This is a genomic window from Flagellimonas onchidii, assembly GCF_004804315.1.
Classification (GTDB): domain Bacteria; phylum Bacteroidota; class Bacteroidia; order Flavobacteriales; family Flavobacteriaceae; genus Flagellimonas; species Flagellimonas onchidii.
On the sequence record NZ_SRXX01000004.1, the window covers coordinates 33673 to 49960 of the forward strand.

General features: G+C 39.2%; 18 protein-coding genes. 9 read left to right on the forward strand and 9 right to left on the reverse strand.

The features are described from left to right. Positions 1–8 precede the first annotated feature (8 nt). The gene (locus E4661_RS05445) at positions 9–338 is read right to left on the reverse strand and encodes a hypothetical protein (RefSeq protein WP_136465817.1); all 330 of its coding nucleotides are present in this window, start codon (positions 336–338) and stop codon (positions 9–11) included. A gap of 159 nt (positions 339–497) precedes the next feature. On the opposite strand from E4661_RS05445, the gene E4661_RS19040 reads away from it, so the two are divergent. Together E4661_RS19040 and E4661_RS05450 are read left to right on the forward strand one after the other, a co-directional pair. After that, positions 498–659: a DUF5522 domain-containing protein gene (locus tag E4661_RS19040; RefSeq protein WP_168796334.1), complete on the forward strand. Its 162-nt coding sequence runs from the start codon at positions 498–500 to the stop codon at positions 657–659. 67 nt (positions 660–726) lie between these two features. Then, positions 727–1314, forward strand: coding sequence for a DUF4136 domain-containing protein (locus E4661_RS05450; RefSeq protein WP_136465818.1), 588 nt, complete (start codon positions 727–729; stop codon positions 1312–1314). A 153-nt stretch (positions 1315–1467) separates the two neighbouring features. On the opposite strand, the gene E4661_RS05455 is transcribed toward E4661_RS05450, so the two are convergent. After that, complete coding sequence (locus tag E4661_RS05455) at positions 1468–1935, reverse strand: Lrp/AsnC family transcriptional regulator (RefSeq protein WP_136465819.1); 468 nt, start codon at positions 1933–1935, stop codon at positions 1468–1470. Between the two features lie 152 nt (positions 1936–2087). On the opposite strand from E4661_RS05455, the gene E4661_RS05460 reads away from it, so the two are divergent. After that, positions 2088–3854 (forward strand): aromatic amino acid hydroxylase, encoded by a 1767-nt coding sequence (locus E4661_RS05460; protein ID WP_136465820.1) that lies wholly within the window; start codon positions 2088–2090, stop codon positions 3852–3854. Here the strand turns inward: E4661_RS05460 and E4661_RS05465 are convergent. The 6 genes from E4661_RS05465 to alaS form a co-directional block, all read right to left on the reverse strand. Continuing rightward, positions 3822–4448: a DUF4230 domain-containing protein gene (locus E4661_RS05465; RefSeq protein WP_136465821.1), complete on the reverse strand. Its 627-nt coding sequence runs from the start codon at positions 4446–4448 to the stop codon at positions 3822–3824. The genes E4661_RS05460 and E4661_RS05465 overlap by 33 nt on opposite strands. Positions 4449–4505: 57 nt before the next feature. After that, a complete protein-coding gene (locus tag E4661_RS05470) occupies positions 4506–6350 on the reverse strand; it encodes a histidine kinase (RefSeq protein WP_136465822.1) in 1845 nt (614 codons plus the stop codon). Next, positions 6350–7552, reverse strand: coding sequence for a histidine kinase (locus E4661_RS05475; RefSeq protein WP_136465823.1), 1203 nt, complete (start codon positions 7550–7552; stop codon positions 6350–6352). Before E4661_RS05475 ends, E4661_RS05470 begins: the two co-directional genes overlap by 1 nt. Before the next feature lie 144 nt (positions 7553–7696). Then, positions 7697–8650, reverse strand: a complete 954-nt coding sequence (locus tag E4661_RS05480) for a GSCFA domain-containing protein (RefSeq protein WP_136465824.1) — start codon at positions 8648–8650, stop codon at positions 7697–7699. A gap of 9 nt (positions 8651–8659) precedes the next feature. Continuing rightward, positions 8660–9316, reverse strand: a complete 657-nt coding sequence (locus tag E4661_RS05485) for a hypothetical protein (protein ID WP_136465825.1) — start codon at positions 9314–9316, stop codon at positions 8660–8662. 3 nt (positions 9317–9319) lie between these two features. Continuing rightward, positions 9320–11944: an alanine--tRNA ligase gene (alaS, locus tag E4661_RS05490; protein ID WP_136465826.1), complete on the reverse strand. Its 2625-nt coding sequence runs from the start codon at positions 11942–11944 to the stop codon at positions 9320–9322. 105 nt (positions 11945–12049) lie between these two features. On the opposite strand from alaS, the gene E4661_RS05495 reads away from it, so the two are divergent. The 6 genes from E4661_RS05495 (at position 12050) to E4661_RS05520 (ending at position 15715) form a co-directional block, all read left to right on the forward strand. Next, positions 12050–13027: a M23 family metallopeptidase gene (locus tag E4661_RS05495; protein WP_136465827.1), complete on the forward strand. Its 978-nt coding sequence runs from the start codon at positions 12050–12052 to the stop codon at positions 13025–13027. Then, positions 13027–13356 (forward strand): MerR family transcriptional regulator, encoded by a 330-nt coding sequence (locus tag E4661_RS05500; RefSeq protein WP_136465828.1) that lies wholly within the window; start codon positions 13027–13029, stop codon positions 13354–13356. Before E4661_RS05495 ends, E4661_RS05500 begins: the two co-directional genes overlap by 1 nt. Positions 13357–13374: 18 nt before the next feature. Beyond that, positions 13375–13974: a LemA family protein gene (locus E4661_RS05505; protein ID WP_136465829.1), complete on the forward strand. Its 600-nt coding sequence runs from the start codon at positions 13375–13377 to the stop codon at positions 13972–13974. Positions 13975–13977: 3 nt separating this feature from the next. Then, positions 13978–14415 (forward strand): TPM domain-containing protein, encoded by a 438-nt coding sequence (locus E4661_RS05510; RefSeq protein WP_136465830.1) that lies wholly within the window; start codon positions 13978–13980, stop codon positions 14413–14415. Next, positions 14396–15187: a TPM domain-containing protein gene (locus tag E4661_RS05515; RefSeq protein WP_136465831.1), complete on the forward strand. Its 792-nt coding sequence runs from the start codon at positions 14396–14398 to the stop codon at positions 15185–15187. The genes E4661_RS05510 and E4661_RS05515 overlap by 20 nt, the downstream gene beginning before the upstream one ends. Positions 15188–15277: 90 nt before the next feature. Continuing rightward, on the forward strand, positions 15278–15715 hold the full coding sequence (locus E4661_RS05520) for a hypothetical protein (RefSeq protein WP_136465832.1): 438 nt from the start codon (positions 15278–15280) through the stop codon (positions 15713–15715). 69 nt (positions 15716–15784) lie between these two features. Here the strand turns inward: E4661_RS05520 and E4661_RS05525 are convergent, their stop codons facing one another. Then, the gene (locus tag E4661_RS05525; RefSeq protein ID WP_136465833.1) at positions 15785–16198 is read right to left on the reverse strand and encodes a nuclear transport factor 2 family protein; all 414 of its coding nucleotides are present in this window, start codon (positions 16196–16198) and stop codon (positions 15785–15787) included. Positions 16199–16288: the final 90 nt, after the last annotated feature.

Here is a 16288-nt window from a genome sequence, read left to right on the forward strand (position 1 = left end):
CTATGTGGTTAACGCGTCAAATAATCCAAAAAACCAAAGGACTTTCTGCGCGCAAGATACTGCTTATCCTCCTCATTGGCATAAGCCTCACGCTCAAAACTAATATTTTGGTACGCCCGGTAACTGTCTAAATACAAGAGGGTTCGCAACAACCATTCAGCAATATAAAGGATGTAAAAAGGGAGAATCAACAACTCCCGTTGCTGTTTCAGATGGATGCGCTCATGGTTGATGAGCACCTCATCATGTTTAAGCGTACCTTCCTTTAAGAAGATGAACGGCCATAGGGAAAGCCCCACGTAGTTTTTATAGAAGAAATGTTTAAAAACCAATATCACGTTAATGGTATAATGGGTTTCCTACAAAGATAACCCACAAGGTATTGGAAAATTGGAATAATCCGATAATAACATTAACAATTTCGGTGAATTACTTAACAATTCAGTAATCAAGCCTTTTCCCGAGAATACCTTAACTTTATCTTGGTTTCTACAACTATGAAGAAATATATTCCCCTTGAAGAGGGCGATTTTTACCTTTCTGAGGAAGGTTATAAAGTGTTTACCAAGCAATATCACCTCAAAAGAGGGTATTGTTGCGAGAGCGGTTGCCGTCATTGCCCCTATGGGTATGATAAAAACACAAACTCAAGGCGTTAGCACGGTGTTCGGCACAATATTTGTGACTTATTTTTTTGTGATTTCATTGAACTCAAAAAAGATTACTATGAGAAATTTAAAACTGTTTTCCTTAGCTGCCCTTGCAGTTGTTTTATTGGCATCCTGCAGCTCTGTCAGGGTGGTTTCCGATTATGATAAAAAAGCTGATTTTCAAACCTATAAATCCTATGCCTTTTATAAGACAGGTATAGACAAAGCCCAAATTTCCGATTTGGACAAAAAACGTATTCTTAGGGCCATTGAAAATGAAATGGACTCTAGAGGTTTTGTAAAATCCCAAAACCCGGATGTACTCGTAAGCATCTTTACCAAAGAACGTGAGCGCGTAGACGTTTACAACAACAACTTCGGCTGGGGCTGGGGTTGGGGCGGTTTCTACAACCCATGGGTCTGGGGCCCAGGTTGGGGTTGGGGATGGAACAATCAGCCCAATGTAAGCACGCGTACCGAAGGCTCATTGTACATTGATGTAATTGATGCCAAAAAGAAAGAATTGGTATGGCAAGGTCGCGGTGTTGGCACTTTGAACAATACCAAAAACATAGAAAAGAAAGAGGAGCGTATTCGTGAGTTTGTATCCCATATTCTTAAGGAGTATCCTCCTATGCCGACTACGGCGGTTGCATCAAACTAGTGGATTTTCTTGAAATAAAACCCCGTATTTGGATTTCCGCAAAAGCGGGAATGACAACATAATAAAAATAGGGCGAAGAATCCAACGTAGCTAAGTTGTAAGTGTTCATCGAAGTTGGAAAAGTGAAATGGGTTCTTCGTTCTTTTTAATCCCCTAAAGCAACGGAAAGGTATTTTCGTTCTTCACCTCATTTAAGACAAAAGCACTTTTTACTGCCCCAATATTGGGCAAAGAAGCAATTTTTGTCTTCGCAAAATTGTAATAGGCATCTAAATTTTTCACAATAACTTTCAATAGAAAGTCAAACTCCCCACCTACTACGAAACACTCCGTTACTTCTGAAAATTGATTGACCTGACTCAAAAAGTCGTCCATCAAATGTCCTTTCTGGGCTTCAAGGGAAACAAAACTGAATACGGTAATGCTACTCTCTACCTTTTCTTTGTCGATTATGGCCGAGTAGTTTTTGATAAACCCTTCGTTCTCCAATCTTCTGATTCGCTCATAAACCGGAGTTTTGGTCAACCCAAGTTGTTCCGCAATATTTTTTGCCACCGTTTTAGCATCTTTTTCCAAGATTTTTAAAATCTCACGATCAATGGCATCCAGCTGGGCTTGCATACTTTTTCCTGTTTAGTGGTTTGCAACAAATCAAAACTAACACTTATTCCTTATAAAATCCATTAAAATGGACTAAATTCCTATACATGTTAGTTTAACATGTTATTTTTTCCATAAATCATATATTTACAGGAAGTTATTATGGTATTTTCATGAAAAAGAGTGCGTACGAAAGCAATCCCATTTTAGATAAACTGCCCAAACATTTAAAACAGTTTATCAAACCGCAGAATTATGAAGACTATTCAGCCATTGACCAGGCGGTTTGGCGTTATGTAATGCGTAAAAATGTGGATTACTTAAGTAAAGTGGCACATCAATCTTATGTAGAAGGATTGGAACAGACCGGAATTTCCATTGACCATATTCCCAATATGTACGGCATGAACCGCATTTTAAAGGAAATTGGCTGGGCGGCCGTGGCCGTGGATGGTTTTATTCCTCCTTCCGCTTTTATGGAATTTCAGGCGTACAATGTTTTGGTGATTGCTTCGGATATACGACAATTGGAAAATATTGAATATACTCCAGCACCTGACATCATTCATGAAGGAGCAGGCCACGCTCCCATTATCGCCAATCCCGAATATGCCGAATATTTAAGAAGGTTTGGGGAAATTGGAAGCAAAGCCATTTCCAGTGCCAAGGATTATGAGCTTTATGAGGCCGTTCGACATCTTTCCATCATCAAGGAAGCACATGGTACCTCTCAAGAAGAAATTGACACGGCTGAAAAACACATAGAACATTTACAAGAAAATATGGGCGAACCCAGTGAGATGGCCCTTATTCGAAATCTACATTGGTGGACGGTGGAATATGGTCTTATAGGTACTGTTGATAACCCAAAAATTTACGGAGCCGGTTTGCTTTCATCCATTGGAGAGAGTAAATGGTGCATGAAAAAAGAAGTGGTCAAACTTCCTTATACCATAGAGGCTGCTCGTCAATCCTTTGACATTACCAAACCGCAGCCACAGCTTTTTGTAACTCCTGATTTTGCATTTTTAAGTCAAGTTTTGGAAGATTTTGCCAACACCATGGCCCTACGGACAGGGGGGCTTTCCGGAATTCAAAAATTGGTTGACTCCAAGGCTTTGGGAAGCATCGAGCTCAGCACAGGACTACAGGTTTCGGGGCAATTTCATAGGGTAATAGCCCATCAGAACAAACCCATATATTTCCAAACCGTAGGGCCAACTGCCTTGGCCTATCGCGAGAAAGAACTGGTCGGACATAGTACCCAACACCATTTAGAAGGTTTTGGCTCACCGGTCGGAAAGTTAAAAGGAATCAATCTGGCCATAGAAGACATGGGGCCAAGAGATTTAAAAGCTTACAAAATTTATGAAGGAGAGCAGGTTTCGCTCGAGTTTGAAGGTGGCGTAAAAATCGAAGGCACCATTATTACCGGGACTCGCAATCTCCAAGGAAAAATTCTATTAATCACTTTCAGGGATTGCACGGTAACATATGATGGCACCATGTTATTTTTACCAGATTGGGGACTCTATCATATGGCTGTCGGCCAGGAGGTAGTCTCAGCCTTCAATGGCCCTGCCGATTTGAACAGTTTTAACCTCATCACCCATGAACTGTCTGAAACTACCATAAAACCAGAAAAAAGTGCTTCTCGCAAGCAATTGGAGATGTTCTATCAACAAATAAGGGATTTTAGAGAAGGCACCAACACTACTACTTCCCGAAATAAGGTTTTCAACGAGTTACAAAAAAACTATCCCGAAGATTGGCTGCTATCAGTAGAACTTTATGAATTGGCCAAAAAAAGCAACGATGCAGGGTTTCAACAAGAAATTAGGGCGCATCTAGAAACTGTGAAGCAAAACAATCCTAAAGCGGGGCATTTGATTGATGATGGAATTGAGTTAATCGAGACGAACTTTGCCAAGGCTCTTTAATTCATCTAAGGAATTGATACTTTTTTCGTGGTATTCCAATGTCCAGCCTAGTGAGTTTGACAGCACATAGATTCGTGATAGTTCACTCAACAATCGGTTCTGGGCATTAGTCTTTAAAGAGGAAGCTTCAATTTTTTTCATGAGAGATTGTTTCACATTCTCCTTGATGGCATTATAATCCTCTGCATTAAAAGGGTTAAGGTAATCTGCAGAAACATCGTAATACTCAAAATCAGGGTTTATCTTAATCTCTGGTTCGGGAATCGATAAAATACGTATCGTTTTTTGTCTCTCATCAAGTTCAATTTTGATTTTACTCAAATCATAGGAAATTGATGCTTCCGCATTTACGACCACCAAAGCTTTTTTATCGGCTGTAATCAAAGTCCCAAAAAGTTCTTTGGAATCCGCATAATTGTACACTTCTGCAAAATGACCTTCTGTCACCACAAGCTTGGACACATTTTTTAGTTCTTGTTGAATCAGCACCGAACTCTCTTTTAGTATCGCTTCTTCTTTTTGGTGGTTTTCACAGGACTTATAAATCAAAATGGAAGCTAAAGCAATGACTGCACCGACAAGGACTCTTTTCATGGTGATAAGGTTTAACTACGGAAATATACAAGATTCCGTTTGATCACTTTGCTATTTTTAGACTGGAATCCTTATACTGATTTTTGTCCCGGCTGCATTTTTATGTTGGTCTTTCTTATCTACAATTTGAATCATGTTTTCATCCGCTTCCCCTGTGAGGGTTTTAAAACGCTGCATGGTTACCTGCATACCCCTTGATTTTTTATTTTTCCGAGTACTTCTTTTTAGAGCTGCCTGTCTTCCTATTCCATTATCCTCAATTTCACATAGTACATAGTCCCCATCATCTTTGAAGGACAAGGAAAGCATTTTTTCACTTCCTTGTTTGGGCAGGAGCCCATGCAGTATGGCATTTTCGACAAAAGGTTGGACAATCATGGAAGGAAATTCTGTCATTTCCGGTTCGATAGATTCATCCACAATTATGCTGTAATCGAATGCGTTGTCAAAACGAAGGGATTCCAACTCCAAATAATCATTGAGCATTTTAATCTCATCTGACAACATGATTTTGGTCTCAATAGAGCTTTCCAGAACGTTTCTGGTTAATCGACTAAATCTTGAAAGATATCGAAGCGCTGATTTTTTATCATTTCTTGTAATCAGGTTTTGAATCGAGTTTAAGGAGTTGAATATAAAATGAGGATTCATTTGGGCCCGTAAAGCTTTGGTTTTGTTTATATGGGCCTCTCGTTGAAACTGAAGTCGTTCTTTATATTCAGTCTGTATTTTAAAAGTAAGTCCGGCGGCAAAAATCAGTATATCCAAGCTGGAGCCGGCCAACATTAAATACCCATTTCTAGAAAACAAAAATCCCAAAGCCCCCATCATATAACAAAAGGAACCTGCCACAATAAAACAGGCCAAATTGTTCTTCCGCACCTTCAATAAATAGATCATAGCCCCCAAGCCGAACACTGACATAATCAAGCGCTGAAAATGCAACAGATAAATATGCTCCAAAAAGTACTTGTTTAACAAGAACAGAACATCCAGAATAGTTACCGCAACCAACATCCAAGCTATCTTTTTTATGACCCAATGTAACCTTGGGTATAGATTTTTAGTATTGAGGTAATACATCACAAAAAGAACATAGCTAAGGTTGATCAACATCTGCATCTGTTGAAAAAAGGTGTAGCTGGTGAGATTAAAACTGGGAAGTAGCATTACATACAATCTGGAAACATAAGGCCCCAAATAAAGAAACAAGCACAATACATAAAAGCAGTAAAACAAAAATTCCATCCGTTTGGAGTACACAAAAAACATCAACATCATCAAAAACATGATAATGCATACCCCGGCAAATAGAAAGGAAGGAACCACAAACTTTAAATCTTCCAAGCTATAAAACTTCTTGGCCAGCCCATCCTGGAGGTGAGATCGATAACTCATCTTCCACTGGGCAATTTTTTCCATATCCACAACACTTCTGACCTTTAGGTAAACGTATTGATCGTAAAAAAGCCGATCGCTCTTAAATGGAACCCCATGACTATAGCTTATACTTCCCTCATTGGGTATATCCTCAAACCAACCAAACCTTATTTTTGCTATGGCTCCATCCCCATCCTGATAAAGCGTACCGTAATCAAAAAGTGATGGGGTCAACACCCATAAAGAGTCCTGTTTCAGCCTATGAAGCTCTGAAGTAAAATCTATCCTTATCCAATAAATATCATCTGGATGTGTTCTTTCGTCTACATAATCATCAGGACTTTTAAAATCATATCGATTCTGTAAAACATCCTTTATTGTGAGCGTTTCATCGGATGTTTTAAATACGGTGAATTCTAAATCTAAGCCTTCTGTGCTAAGGATATTTTGTGCAGCGATCACCAGCTGACAACTCAAAACCAAAACGATTGTCAAAAGTAGGCTCAATATGGGCTTTGCCATTATTCATATAGATTGGGAAGTTTTAGGGTTATGCTTACGCCTTTTTTGTCTTGCCTATCAACAAATGCTATCCTCTTTTCAATATTATAGTCCTTTATAGCATTCAACAGTTTAATCTGGTCCTGCCAACCAAGTATTTGATCTCGATACTCAGGAGTGTAATCCATATCTTTTAAGATGGAATAGCTATAGGAGAGCATTACAAAAACATGTTTACCGCTGACTTTAAAGCTAACTTCAAAGTTTTGATCCTTGTATTGATTATAAGCGCCCTGTTCTATGATATTCTCGAAAAGGGTATGGATAACAAAAGGAGGGACCATTGCATCTTCCAATCTGTTTTCGTTTTCAATACTGATATCATATTCAAGCTGCTCAACATACCTAAGCTTTTGAAGCTTCAAGTACCATTTCAGCATACTAATCTCTTCAGAAACATGCACTTTATCCGAATCTATGTGTTTTAAATGAAAGCGCACCAACTTGCTAAACCCCGAAAGATAATCCAATGCCGACTTTTTAGCTTCAGAGGTAATAAAATATTGAATGGAGTTAAGCGCATTGAAAACAAAGTGCGGATTAAGTTGTGAGTTTAGGGCCTTAAACCTTAGCTCCATCATTTCTTCTTTTAGTTTAAGGAGTTTTTCCTGTTTTTCAACCAGTTCTTTATGGTCCCTAACCCCCTTGATTTTCACTGCGCAAATTGAGGACATGATCAGTAACATACGCAAATGATGCTCCGAAAAGAAGTTTTTTTCGTGGTGTTCGCAATCAATAATACCAATTACATTGCCATCGATAATTATGGGAACACACACTTCGGAATACCTGAACTCGTCATCCATCCGATAACGCTCATCTTTCGAAGTGTCGTGCAAAAGTTCAGCAATTCCCGATTGCGCAACATGGCCCACAATACCAAAACCCAAAGGACGCTCAACAGGCTCATATATTTCAAAATCTTTCGGGTTTTTCGGCCCATAGGCTGCCTTTTGTATCATCACATCCCTATCTCCATCTAACAGATAAACCACACAGTCAATAAAACCCAATTTGGAAATACAATTTTTCGCCAAATCCCACAAAATCTCGTCTTCATCATCAATACCAAGAAGGGACTCGGAAAAATACATTAAGACATCAGCAAACTTTATCTCATCTTTTTCGGGGAACAACCGCGAATTCTGAGTAATCTTTGCCATAATTATTCCTTGAGGTTTTAAGCTTGTAATTTAGTGTTTTTCAAAAAATACCCTATGTAGATCTGACGTACACCCATTTTGAATTGACCAATAAGGCGTTTCATCCAACCTATGAGGTTAATTCAACTTATTAATCAATTCCTTTTATCTAAATTTTATGAATGGATATTTTTCCTGAAAACGTTCAATTTTTGTTTCAAGTGATGTTTTGAATTTTTGATGTTCTTCAGAATTTGGGTTGAAGGGCCGATGCAATAGCCCTTTTTGAAGCTGGTCGACTTCAACCATAATTGGACAGGACTTCGGGGAAATCCATGTAGATGTGAATTTTTCCCAGATATAGTCAATCGCTAAATTATTAGGATGTACCATATCCTTACCATAAAAACGGTAGTCACGAAGCTCGTCCATCATAATTTCATAACTAGGAAAATACGAGGTAAGAGGGACGAAGTTAGAAGTAGTTTTATAAACAGAGGAAATCAAATGTGCCTTGCTGCGTTGGTTTTCCACAAAACCGTCTTTTAAATGACGAACAGGAGAAATAGTGAAAACTATTTGTGTCTTCTGGTTTACCGACGTAATCAAATTGATCATTTTTTCAAGGCTTGACCGAATCTTTTCAACAATCAATAGCTCTTTTGAAAATTCTCTTTGGGGTACCTTATGGCAATTAGCAACGATTTTTTTGGTTTCATTATTTCGATATACCCATGCGGTACCCAACGTTATAATAATGTGAGTTGCATTCTCCAATGCTTCCCTCGTCTTCTCTAACCCTTGGTTTAATTTTTCAAGCAGCTCGTTTTCCGACTCAGCGCTAACATCCGAATGCGTATCAAAACAATGCCAAATTCCTGCATGCTCAAAAATCTCTTCTTTTTTGTATATCTGGTTGGTAACGGCTCTTTCCACTAAATTTTCAATGGCAAGTGGATGGAACAAAATTCCAAAGGGGTTTTGGGTGGTTTGAAACTTAAAATATTCTAATTTTCGGCCTATGTTTTCTACAAAACAAGAACCCAACAGCAATATTCTACTACCATAATCTATGGGTACACTTGACTTTTCTATCGATACAATGGTCTGCAGTTTCATTCTGATGGATTACTCACAATTCTCTATATTCACAATCATATCTTTATATTGGGCTTCCAACTGGGCTTCCAATTGATCCATAAAACTCAAAACTCGAATCAGGTCATCAATTGATTTGTTCCCCAAGGCTTCGGTAGCCTTTTTAAGTTCTCCCTTTACTAGATCCTGTGTGTGATACAGTCCTTGCAATTGATAAAGGCAGTCATAGCCAAATTCGTGAAATATTCCAGTGGACTTAGAGATTTCCCAGGCAATATTGCTCAAATCCGTAATTTCAAGATATACCTTGGTCAGACCTTTGTATTTGTACAATTGATTCCCAACTTTAGTCGAATCCATTTTCCTATAAAATTCCGGATAACGTCTAACAAAAATATTCATCATATCTGGGCTTAAAACCAAATCACCCTGCTTGTTCTCCAAGCTGTTGAGTTCGTCAAAAAAAGAAGGTATTTTTTGGTTTTTAAATCTGCTCTCTTCCAGTTGAGCTAAATTATTGCTCAATTCATCCTTTATCTTTAACAATGCTATTTCCTTATCCTTCTGAAGAGATTTCGAAGCATTCCAGTCGTTGAACCAAATAGCTAAATTAATCCCAATAAAAAGCAGCAATATTTCTCCGAAAATGTACTTCCAGTTGAACTTTTTTAATGAAAAGAATCGCATACCTTAGTCTGTTACGGCAACAAACCCCCGTGCATTACTTAATGCTTCGGGTATCCCATCTGGGTTCTTACCTCCTGCAGTCGCAAAGAAGGGTTGCCCTCCTCCTCCTCCTTGGATATATTTACCCAATTCACGAACTATGTTGCCTGCGTTTAATCCTCTGTTTGACGCCATTTCTTTTGAAATGTAACAGGATAATAGCGCTTTTCCATCTTTTTCAGCACCGAGCAGTAAAAACAGATTGGAAATTTGTCCACCTATTTCAAAAGCCAAATCTTTGATTCCGGCCGCATCTAAGTCTACTTTTTTGGCCAAAAATTGAACTCCGTCGATTTCTTCCAGTTCGGCAATCAATTCGTTTTTAAGCCCTTTGGCCTTATCTTTCAACAATAGTTCAACCTGTTTTTTTAGGGCTGCGTTTTCTTCTTGCAAACCTTCAACAGCTTTCACCGGGTCTTGGGCTTTGTTCAACAAATCCTTAATCTCGAACAACATTCGGTTGTTCTTAAAATAGAATTCCTTTACAGCATCGGAGGTAATGGCTTCAATTCGGCGAATCCCAGCCGCAACGGCACCTTCAGAAACTATTTTGAAATGCCATATTTCTGAGGTGTTCTTTACATGGGTTCCTCCACAAAGTTCAATCGAATGTCCAAAACGGACTGTTCGAACGGTATCTCCATATTTTTCTCCAAAAAGTGCCATAGCTCCCTGTGCCATAGCTTCTTCAATCGGAATATTTCGGTTTTCCTCAAAAGGCAGTTGCCCTTCTATACGAGCATTGACAAAGTTCTCTACATCCCGAAGCTCTTCCACTGTCAATTTTGCAAAATGCGAAAAATCGAATCGAAGATGTTTAGAGTGTACCGCTGAGCCTTTTTGTTCTACGTGCGGACCCAAAACTTCCCTTAGTGCTTGGTGAAGCAAATGTGTTGCGGTATGGTTACTGGCTGTACGTTGTCTTTGTTTTTTGTCAACAACCGCTTTAAAAGTATCGGAAACCTTTTTTGGAAGGTTACTAGAGAAATGAACAATTTCATTGTTCTCCCTTTTGGTGTCCAAAATATAGATTACATCTCCATTGGGAACCTCCAAATAGCCTTTATCACCAACTTGTCCACCTCCTTCAGCATAGAATGGCGTCAAATTAAAAACCATTTGATACTGATCTCCTCCTTTTTTGCTGCTGACCTTACGATATTTCACCAGCTTCACATCAGCCTCAAGGCTATCGTACCCAATAAATTCCTGCTCCGAATCATCTAAAAGGATGGTCCAATCTTCTTTGGAAACTTCTGAAGCTGCGCGAGATCGGTCTTTTTGAACCTTAAGCGCCTTTTCAAAACCTTTAATGTCCAGTTCATAGCCATTTTCTTCAAGAATCAACGCAGTAAGATCAATGGGAAAACCAAAAGTATCATACAATTCAAATGCCTTTTCACCGTCGATGGTTTTTCCTTTTGAAGATTTGATAACGGAATCCAACAATACCAACCCTTGCTCCAAGGTGCTTAAAAATGAGCTTTCTTCCTCTTTTACCACATTCTCAATCAATTGGTATTGTTCACGAAGCTCTGGAAAGGCCTTCCCCATAGTTTCTCCCAATACCTTCACCAATCTGTAAATGAATGGTTTACTGGTTCCCAAAAAGGTGAATCCGTAGCGTATGGCTCTTCGTAAAATCCTTCGAATTACATAACCTGCTCCATTATTGCTTGGTAATTGACCATCGGCAATAGAAAAGGCCACCGCCCTAATGTGGTCGGCAACTACTCGAATGGCAATATCCGTTTGCTCATCCTTTCCATATTTTTTACCCGTAATGGTCTCTATTTCTCGAATAAGTGGTGTGAAAACATCGGTATCATAGTTGGATTGTACTCCTTGAAGCACCATACACAGCCTCTCAAAACCCATTCCAGTGTCCACATGTTTTTCTGGAAGGTTTTCCAACTCACCATTGGCTTTTCGGTTGTATTGCATAAAAACCAAGTTCCAAATTTCCACCACTTGTGGGTGATCTTGGTTTACCAATGATGCACCAGAGACTTTTGCCTTTTCTTCCTTAGAGCGAATATCAACATGGATTTCGGAACAAGGACCACAAGGGCCCTGATCACCCATTTCCCAGAAATTGTCCTTTTTGTTCCCCATGATGATCCGATCCTCAGGAATTATAGCCTTCCACAATTCAAAGGCTTCTTTATCCATTTCTAAATTGTCGGCGTCATCGCTACCTTCAAAAACAGAAACATACAAACTATCCTTATCTATTTTGTAGACCTTGGTCAACAGCTCCCAAGCCCATTGAATTGCTTCTTTCTTAAAATAATCCCCAAAACTCCAGTTTCCCAGCATCTCGAACATGGTATGGTGGTAAGTATCCTTGCCCACCTCATCCAAATCATTGTGCTTACCACTTACACGTAGACACTTCTGAGTGTCGGAAACCCTTTTGGCAGACGGCACCGAATTCCCAAGAAAAAACTCCTTAAACTGGTTCATCCCTGCATTGGTGAACATCAAGGTAGGATCATCTTTCATCACCATTGGTGCAGATGGAACGATCTTATGTTCCTTGCCTTTGAAAAAGTTTAAAAACTGCGCTCTGACTTCTTTGGATGTCATTGGATTTGCTAGGGTTATATTAAATTTAACAGTTTAAGCAAAACAATTTTTATATTTGCTTGTTCTGACTATACAGAATGCGCAAAAATAGGATAAAATCGCTTCATGTCTAAAGTTAAGTACTATTACGATCCTGATACACTTTCCTATCGAAAGATAGAACCGAAAAAATCCAGAAAGTACCGTAATCTTTTCTTCTTTGTATTAGGTTCTGCACTATTTGGGCTTTTAGGTCTAATCTTGCTACTTAACACCAATTGGCTGAACACTCCAAAAGAACTTTCCTTAGATCGCGAGGTTCGTAATTATGAGCTTCAGTTTGAAATATTGAGCAAAAAAATGGAGCAAATGGAGCAGGTTTTGGCCAATATTGAAGATCGTGACAACAATATTTATAGACTATATTTTGAAGCCAATCCCATACCGGAAGAACAACGCAGGGCTGGTTTTGGAGGAGTAAACCGCTATAAATCATTGGAGGGTTTTAACAATTCAGAAATCATCATTGATGCTTCCAAGCGGTTGGATATCATTCAAAAACAAATGGTGATTCAATCCAAATCGTTGGATGAAATTGCCAAACTCGCGGAAGAAAAAGAGAAGTTATTAGCATCCATTCCAGCCATTCAACCTGTTCGAAATGAAGATTTAAAACGGATGGCATCAGGCTTTGGGTGGCGTTCCGACCCTTTTACCAAAGCTAGAAAGATGCACTGGGGTATGGATTTTACCGCACCAAGAGGAACCCCAATATATGCTTCTGGGGATGGCACGGTAACAAGAGCTGACAATCGGTCTTCAGGGTTTGGAAAGCACATACGGATAGACCATGGTTATGGGTATCTTAGCCTATATGCCCATTTAAGCAAATACAATGTGACCAAAGGTCAAAAGGTAAAGCGAGGGGACTTAATCGGTTTTGTTGGCAATACCGGACGGTCCGAAGCACCTCATCTCCATTATGAAGTTCATAAGGATGGAGAACGTATCAACCCTATTAACTTCTACTACGGAAGTTTGTCTCCAGAAGAATTTGAGAATATGCTCAAGTTTGCCAATCAAGAGAACCAATCCTTGGATTAATGCATATCGACCTTCCTGAAAAACGATATTATGGCATTGGCGAAGTAGCCAAGGCCTTTGGGGTGAACACCTCTTTGATTCGGTTTTGGGAGAAGGAATTTGATGTGCTTCAACCTAAAAAAAACGCAAAAGGCAACCGAAAGTTCACGCCGCAGGACATCAAAAACCTTCAACTGATTTATCACCTGGTCAAAGAACGTGGTTTCACCTTGGAAGGCGCAAAAATCCACCTGAAAGAAGAAAAGCAAAAAGTACTTTCCAATTTCGAAGTCATTCAAAAACTGCAAAAAGTAAAGGCCGAGCTTTTGAAAATCAAAGAACAACTATAAACACTAAAACCATATAAAATGAAAAAATGGCTAATTCCACTAGTTATTATAGGTGCCCTGATATTTATACTTGGAGGGTGGTATGTTAGAACCAACAATACACTCGTAGACATGAAAGGGCAAGCAACCAAACAATGGGCAAATGTCGAAAGCTCGTACCAACGAAGAAGTGATTTGATAGGTAACCTAGTGAAAACTGTCCAAGGTGCAGCAGATTTTGAGAGAAATACTCTGAAAGAAGTCATCGAAGCACGAGCAAAAGCGACATCGACCACTATAGACGCCAATAACATTACAGCTCAGCAGTTAGCAGAGTTTCAACAAGCTCAAACTGGTTTATCCTCAGCACTGTCGCGGCTCTTGGTTACCGTAGAACGATATCCTGAACTTAAAGCCAATCAAAACTTTTTGGAACTGCAATCGCAATTGGAGGGTACAGAAAATAGAATTAATGTAGAGCGTAACCGATTCAATAATTTAGCTGGTGAGTACAATATCAAAATCCAAAAGATTCCAACCAATATTATAGCAGGTATAGCCAATTTTGACCCCATTGCATTATTCAGCTCCAATCCAGGCGCAGAAAATGCCCCAGATGTAAATTTCGAATTCAATTAAAGGATGTCATACGTAGAGGAATTTTTGACCGCCGAAGAAGAAGGTGAAATCGTTAACGCCATTCTAGAGGCTGAAAAGAACACTTCAGGAGAGATTCGGGTACATATTGAGGCGACTACCAAAATCGATCATTTTAGTAGAGCACAACAAGTTTTCCATTTTTTGAAAATGGACAATACCAAAGATGAAAATGGTGTATTGCTCTATGTGGCCGTGGAAGACAAAAAGTTTGTGATTTATGGTGATTCAGGGATAGATCGAGCCGTTCCCAGAGGTTTTTGGGACGGTACCAAAGACGTTATCTCGTCACATTTTAAACAAGGAAAATTTAAACAAGGAATTGTTGAAGGCGTTTTAATGGCTGGTAAGGAGCTTCAGGCACATTTTCCGTGGGACCAAACAGACACAAACGAACTAAGTGATGCCATTTCCAAAGGTTAATTTTCTTTTTGTGGTTTTTTGCTCCACTCTTTCGTGGGGACAATTCACTATTCCCGAAAAACCACAAAAACAGACAAGTGTTTATGACTATGTAAATCTACTGTCCGCTCCCCAAAGCAAGGCTTTGGAACAAAAACTTATCCGATATTCGGACAGCACTTCAACCCAAATTGTAATAGCCATTATTGCTTCGACGGAAGGTGAAAATATCAACTATCTGGGAGCCCAATGGGGTCAACAATGGGGTATCGGACAAGCGAACAAAGACAATGGGGTATTAGTGCTTTTGGCCAAGAATGACCGTAGAATTGCTATCAACACCGGTTATGGCGTAGAAGGCTCTCTGACCGATTTTATGTCAAAACGTATCATCGAATCCATCATTATACCAAAATTCAAACAAGGTGATTATTACCGAGGACTGGATAAAGGAGTAGATGCTATTTTCCAAGTGCTGAATGGTGAGTTTAAAGAAGACCGTTCTTTTGGGAACGATACAGGGTTCTCAATTAAATCATTGCTCCCTTTTATCATTTTTATCATCATTTTAATCATCCTTTCAAGAGGCAGAAAAAATAACCGGAACAACAGAGGTGGTCGAGGTGGCCGAAACTCTGGATTGGATATTTGGGATATGATCATCTTGAGCAACATGGGGCGTAGCTCCGGTTCCTCTGGCGGTTTTGGAGGCGGTGGTTTTGGCTCTGGAGGATTTGGAGGTGGCTTCGGAGGTGGCGGTTTTGGAGGCGGTGGTGCCTCCGGTGGGTGGTGATAATTGTTTTATGCAATTACCCTCTTTCGGTCAAAGATTTTGTCTTACGCAACTTTTTTCATAAATTTTTATCTAATCATAAAATACCTCATGACTCTAAAAAAGCTATTCTCCTTTTTACCCGTATTTTTATTTCTATCATGTATTAATTCTGAAGATGATTGTTCAGTTTTATGTCCTCAACTAGGCGTTTTGGCCTTTGATGTACGCTTAGATGGCGATAACGTTTTTGAGAATGGCATATATAGCTTGAACGATTTAACCATAAACGACGCCAACACTGTAGTTTCGTTGGAGTCAATTTCAAGTCCAATTCTGCTGATTCAAGATCCAGATTGGGGGTCTAGCGAGCACTTTTACACTATAAGCCTAGGGGACAATGATTCGTTTACCGTCAATCCTTCTTTTGAACTATCAGAAAGAAGTGAGTGCTGTGCTCCTACTCCTTTATTAAGTTCCATTGTGGTAAATAGTGAGGAAGTGGCGCTTTCGGATGCTATAGGAAAGGTTATTATTGTGAACCTTTAATTTATTCGCTTCTGTTCTCAGTAGCCCAGCTTTGTTATTCAATTATTGCTTTTATCTGAAACTGAACTATCAATCCACTCTTTTATAAAAAATTTTGCTCACGATTTTCCATTCTCCATCAATCTTTAGCAAATTCATAAAATCGACAAACGTGAAATCCTCGTACTCCAACTCCAATCGTGCATTGGCGGCGTGACCTGAAACCGTGATTTCTGCAATACGATTTACCCTATCAACCCTCGGACCGGGTTTCATACCACTAAAAAACTCAAGAGCATTGACTTCTTTGTACCCCTCTTTGGTGATGTATTTCATGGTTGCGGTGTCATGAAAAGCTTTCTTTAAGGTTTCAAAATCCTTGTTAGAACCACCTTCCATATAATAATTCAAGGTTTTCTCTATCAATTGATAATCCGATTCTTGAGCATTTACAGTTGAAAAAACACATGCAGTAAGGAACAATAAGAGAATGTTGCGCATCATGGTGTTACGTTTTTTGTTTGTTCTTCAATTTATTGATTTTAAAATCAGGCATTTATTTTTAAATCATAAATATTTCATAAGGTTACGTCC

Bases quoted from the DNA above. Each gene is read 5' to 3' on its own strand.
- E4661_RS19040 (WP_168796334.1), top strand. From the start codon at position 498: ATGAAGAAATATATTCCCCTTGAAGAGGGCGATTTTTACCTTTCTGAG.
- E4661_RS05450 (WP_136465818.1), top strand. From the start codon at position 727: ATGAGAAATTTAAAACTGTTTTCCTTAGCTGCCCTTGCAGTTGTTTTA.
- E4661_RS05455 (WP_136465819.1), bottom strand. From the start codon at position 1,935: ATGCAAGCCCAGCTGGATGCCATTGATCGTGAGATTTTAAAAATCTTG.
- E4661_RS05460 (WP_136465820.1), top strand. From the start codon at position 2,088: ATGAAAAAGAGTGCGTACGAAAGCAATCCCATTTTAGATAAACTGCCC.
- E4661_RS05465 (WP_136465821.1), bottom strand. From the start codon at position 4,448: ATGAAAAGAGTCCTTGTCGGTGCAGTCATTGCTTTAGCTTCCATTTTG.
- E4661_RS05470 (WP_136465822.1), bottom strand. From the start codon at position 6,350: ATGGCAAAGCCCATATTGAGCCTACTTTTGACAATCGTTTTGGTTTTG.
- E4661_RS05475 (WP_136465823.1), bottom strand. From the start codon at position 7,552: ATGGCAAAGATTACTCAGAATTCGCGGTTGTTCCCCGAAAAAGATGAG.
- E4661_RS05480 (WP_136465824.1), bottom strand. From the start codon at position 8,650: ATGAAACTGCAGACCATTGTATCGATAGAAAAGTCAAGTGTACCCATA.
- E4661_RS05485 (WP_136465825.1), bottom strand. From the start codon at position 9,316: ATGCGATTCTTTTCATTAAAAAAGTTCAACTGGAAGTACATTTTCGGA.
- alaS (WP_136465826.1), bottom strand. From the start codon at position 11,944: ATGACATCCAAAGAAGTCAGAGCGCAGTTTTTAAACTTTTTCAAAGGC.
- E4661_RS05495 (WP_136465827.1), top strand. From the start codon at position 12,050: ATGTCTAAAGTTAAGTACTATTACGATCCTGATACACTTTCCTATCGA.
- E4661_RS05500 (WP_136465828.1), top strand. From the start codon at position 13,027: ATGCATATCGACCTTCCTGAAAAACGATATTATGGCATTGGCGAAGTA.
- E4661_RS05505 (WP_136465829.1), top strand. From the start codon at position 13,375: ATGAAAAAATGGCTAATTCCACTAGTTATTATAGGTGCCCTGATATTT.
- E4661_RS05510 (WP_136465830.1), top strand. From the start codon at position 13,978: ATGTCATACGTAGAGGAATTTTTGACCGCCGAAGAAGAAGGTGAAATC.
- E4661_RS05515 (WP_136465831.1), top strand. From the start codon at position 14,396: ATGCCATTTCCAAAGGTTAATTTTCTTTTTGTGGTTTTTTGCTCCACT.
- E4661_RS05520 (WP_136465832.1), top strand. From the start codon at position 15,278: ATGACTCTAAAAAAGCTATTCTCCTTTTTACCCGTATTTTTATTTCTA.
- E4661_RS05525 (WP_136465833.1), bottom strand. From the start codon at position 16,198: ATGATGCGCAACATTCTCTTATTGTTCCTTACTGCATGTGTTTTTTCA.